This is a genomic window from Halomonas sp. AOP27-A1-41 (assembly GCF_052378605.1).
Lineage (GTDB): Bacteria > Pseudomonadota > Gammaproteobacteria > Pseudomonadales > Halomonadaceae > Vreelandella > Vreelandella citrativorans.
The window spans coordinates 1-4,323 of the sequence record NZ_JBQSXT010000049.1 but is presented as its reverse complement, the minus strand read 5'-3'; the positions used below and the strand labels follow the sequence as shown (position 1 = coordinate 4,323).

3 protein-coding genes and 1 pseudogene are annotated in these 4,323 nt (G+C 49.7%); 3 read left to right on the top strand and 1 reads right to left on the bottom strand.

Annotation, left to right across the window (positions count from 1 at the left end; translation table 11 throughout):
* A pseudogene (locus ACT3TC_RS17010) lies at positions 1–669 on the bottom strand (ATP-binding protein); the annotation flags it as partial.
* 131 nt (positions 670–800) lie between these two features.
* Between ACT3TC_RS17010 and ACT3TC_RS17005 the strand changes: the two are divergent.
* From ACT3TC_RS17005 to ACT3TC_RS16995, 3 genes are read left to right on the top strand one after another with little or no spacing between them, the layout of a single operon-like run.
* On the top strand, positions 801–1,490 hold the full coding sequence (locus ACT3TC_RS17005; RefSeq protein ID WP_217990263.1) for a TnsA endonuclease N-terminal domain-containing protein: 690 nt from the start codon (positions 801–803) through the stop codon (positions 1,488–1,490).
* A gap of 50 nt (positions 1,491–1,540) precedes the next feature.
* Positions 1,541–3,376, top strand: a complete 1,836-nt coding sequence (locus tag ACT3TC_RS17000) for a Mu transposase C-terminal domain-containing protein (protein ID WP_176483351.1) — start codon at positions 1,541–1,543, stop codon at positions 3,374–3,376.
* A 9-nt stretch (positions 3,377–3,385) separates the two neighbouring features.
* Positions 3,386–4,276 (top strand): TniB family NTP-binding protein, encoded by an 891-nt coding sequence (locus tag ACT3TC_RS16995; RefSeq protein WP_176483352.1) that lies wholly within the window; start codon positions 3,386–3,388, stop codon positions 4,274–4,276.
* The last annotated feature ends 47 nt before the right edge of the window (positions 4,277–4,323 follow it).

Here is a 4,323-nt window from a genome sequence, read left to right as displayed (position 1 = left end):
AGCACCTTTCAACAGCCTATCCAGCTGTCGATAGCCAATGGCCTCGATCAGGTGCGGTTGGGTCGGCTTGGGTTTGCCTTCCAGATCAGCCAGCGTCAGCGCTACGCGCAGCACGCGGTGGTAGGCGCGGGCGGAGAGCTTGAGCTTTTCCAGAACGCTGGCAAGCCAGGCGCGCTCCTCATCGTCAAGTGCGCAGGCGGCTTCCAGGGCTTTACCGCTTAACTGGCTGTTGAGTGCGCCGCGCGCCATTTGGCGCTCTCTTGCGGCCATCACGCGCTCGCGCACTGCTTCTGATGATTCGCCCTGGGTCTGGGCGGTGAGTTGTTCGGGCGGTAGCGCGGGAACTTCGACCTGTAGATCAATACGATCCAACAGCGGGCCGGAAAGCCGCGCTTGGTAGCGCTGAATCTGGCTGGCGGTGCATTGGCAACGCTGGCGAGGGTCGCCCAAATGCCCGCAAGGGCAAGGATTCATAGCGGCTACCAGTTGAAACTGAGATGGGTATCGGCGTTCGTGGCTGGCCCGGGCCAGATGTATTTCGCCTGTTTCCAGCGGCTGGCGCAGAACTTCTAGCACGTTGCGGGAGAACTCCGGCAGCTCGTCCAAAAACAGCACACCGTGATGGGCAAGCGAGATTTCTCCTGGTTTGGGTTTTGAGCCGCTGTGAATTCCACTAAAAACAGCTACTAATGCTATACTGGAACAATATCTTACGTTATTTTCGACAAGTAAATACGCTACTAATTGACACCAATATAAGCGACTGGGTGTTAAAATCACAAATATATAGGCGACTGAATATGAATCGGCCTGTTAGAGTTATTGGAACTAACCGAAGGAGCCTTACTGGGCAGGTTTCTTTCTTACGAGGAAGCACTTGCAATTTTGAGTCATCATTAGAGCGCGATTTCCTGATGATCCTCGATTTTGATCCGTTGGTCGCTACGGTTTGTGAGCAGCCGCTAACCCTTAAGTATCAAGATGATGATCGAAAAAGGCGTCAGTACACGCCCGATATGCTCGTGACTTACTCGGATGAAGCGGCGCCGATTCTGTATGAGGTTAAGTATCGCGAAGATTTGAGAGAAAATTGGCACATTATGAAGCCTAAATTTCAGGCAGCTATACGCTATTGCAAGCAGCAAGGTTGGGGCTTTCGCATTGTGACTGAGCGAGAGATTAGAGGCACTGGCCTATTGAACAATGCACGATTTCTAAGGGCCTATAGGGACTTGGCAGAGGACTCGGCTACCGCTACTCACTTGGCTAGAACCCTTGCCGTGCTCGGTGAAACAACACCTGAAATTCTACTTACAGCTGCTTATGCGAATGAGGAAAAGCGTATGTGTGCGCTTAGTTGTTTATGGCAAATGATCGCTATAGGCCGTGTTCATGCTGACCTCATACGCCCATTAAACATGTCCAGCCCCATATGGATTACTAACGGAGAAGGTTTCTTATGGCTACAGAGCCCGCTTTTCTATCGGTAACTACTGGGTCTGTGATAACAGCCAATGGTCGTACCTATAGAGTTTCGCACTTGTTGGATGCAGCAACCCTCCTTGCTAAAGATACCGACACTGGAGAGGTGCACCGTCTGTCTGCGCATCAGCTTCGTCCCGTAACGGATATAGAGCTTGGAGAAGGTGGTGTTGCTGAAGGAAAGGATTTATCCGAGATCGAAGACGAAGACTGGCAAGTTGCTCAGCAGCGGTTTGCAGCAATCCGTCCTCTACTTGACGATCCATTTCGTACTCGTGCAAAGGCAGAGCAGTTAGCAGAAGAAGCCGGTGTTCACGTTGCCACTTTATACCAATGGGTTAAGGACTATCACGAGGCTGGCCATATTTCAGCATTGATACCAGCCCCGCGAGGCCGCAAGCCAGGTACGAAAAAGCTCGATAAGAAAGTCGAGGCAATAATCGAAGGGGCGATCAATGACTTATATCTAAGTCGTCAACGATATAAGCCCAGTGACGTAATTATCACTGTCAAAGCTCATTGCAAACAGGCCGGTTTACTTCCTCCTCACTCCAATACAATCCGTAACCGCATAAAACAGATTTCGACACGTGAAACGATGAGACGCCGCGGGCTACGAGATAAGGCGCGTGACACCTTTGCTCCTATCAGGGGAGAGTTTCCAAATGCGGATTTCCCTCTTGCTGTTGTTCAAATAGATCATACGCCTGCTGACGTCATCTTAGTTGATGAAGAGCATCGTCTGGCGCTTGGCCGACCGTGGATAACTCTGGCTATTGATGTCTTTTCACGAATGGTGGTGGGGATTGCGGTTAGCATGGAAAAGCCCAGTGCTATCTCAGTGGGTTTGTGTGTCTCCAATGCCATGTTGCCTAAGCATGAATATCTTGCAAACCTGGGGGTGGGGCAAGAGTGGCCAGTCTGGGGGAAAATGCGTGTTCTGCATGCTGATAACGCGAAAGAATTCCGGGGGAAAATGCTGCGCCGGGCTTGTGAACAATACGGTATCGACCTGCAATTACGTCCGGTAAAGCTTCCCCACTACGGCGGACATATAGAGCGTTATATGGGTACTGCTGCAAATGAGATACACACCTTACCTGGCACAACATTTTCCAACGTTGAGCAACGGAAAGGATATGACTCAGAAAAAGAATCAGCGCTCACCCTTCGTGAGTTTGAGCAGCATTTAGTTGAATTTATTGTTGGGGTGTATCACCGTCGCAAGCATTCTGAATTGAACATGCCACCAATGCGCAAGTGGCAACTCGGTATATTAGGAGACTCAACACAGCCGGGCTTGGGGATGCCGCCTATACCAACTGACCCCACGCGTTTGAAGTTAGACTTCCTTCCTCTTTATTCACGCACTGTGCAGCGCTACGGCGTCCAGCTGGATGAAATTAATTACTACCATGAAGTGTTGAACCCTTGGATTGGTTCAAAAGACCCCGAAAATCAAACGAAGGCTCGTTCATTTACTATCCGTCGTGATCCACGCGATATCAGTAAAGTCTATTTCTACGACCCTGAAAGTGAGATCTATTACATGGTTCCTTATCGGAATCCTACTCGACCAGCGATTAGTGTGTGGGAGTTACGGGAAGCAACTCGCCGCATTCGAGAGGAAGGACTGCGGCATGTTGATGAGGATGTGATTTTTGAGACCATTCTCAAGATGCGTCATCGTGTTGAACAGGCCGTCACGAAAACGAAGCAAGCAAGACGTCAGATGGCTCGTATCAATACGACGAAGAAACTCGCCAAGAAAACGGAATCTGTTGAAACACAAGCGCCTGCTAAGAGTGTTTTTCCTGCTCCACCTCAAACAGAGGTGCAAAGTGAGATTGATATATTCGCACTGCCTATAGAACCATTCGATGACGATGCCTAGGGAATGAATATGGCCCATTTTGATCACCTCAAGCCAGAGATTGCTGAGACACTCACCTGGACGACGGAAGACCGCATTTATTTCGCTCAGCAAAACCATTGGATTTCCTATCCTAGGGCCAAAGAAATCATGACCCGGCTTGAGGATCAATTAGCACATCCCCGTGTACAGCGGATGCCCAACACGTTGCTGGTCGGAGAAAGCGGGAATGGAAAAAGTACATTAATCGACCGTTTCAGAGAAAAGCATCCTGTGAAGATTCTTCCCTCTGGAGAGCCATTAGCACCTGTCATTGTTATGGAAATGCCCTCCGAACCAAATGAGGGGCGTTTTTGGACTGAGTTACTTCTGTCATTAAAGATAGCCCACAGAGATACGGATCCCGTGCAGCGTAAGGAGAACCAAGCTATTTCGGTATTAACTTACGTACAAGCCAGGATGCTCATTATTGATGAAATCCACAATGTGCTACATGGAAGTGCAAGACAACAGAGGCATTTTCTAGGAATGCTTAAAAGATTGAGCAATAAGCTACAGCTTCCGCTTGTAGCCGTCGGTACGCGTGACTCCATTCTCGCGCTGCACACCGATACTCAACTCTCAAGTCGCTTTGAGCCGCTGGCACTACCTCGATGGCAGTTAGATGTTAGCTTCTTGCGCCTCTTGGCCAGCTTTGAACGCTTACTGCCATTAGCTGAGCCCTCTCAGCTGTCTAGTCAGGATATCGCGATAAAGCTACATAGTATGAGTGGGGGCACCATCGGCGGCGTAGCGACCGTGCTTAAAAGAGCGACCGTTAAAGCGATCCGAGATGGTAAAGAGCATATAGACGCTAAGCTTCTTGATAACATCGGCTGGGTTAAACTCTCTGATTATGGCAAGGAGGCGCTTAAACTGTGATCAGAGGAAGCTGGGCGATCATGCTATCACCAGCTAAGAATGAGCTG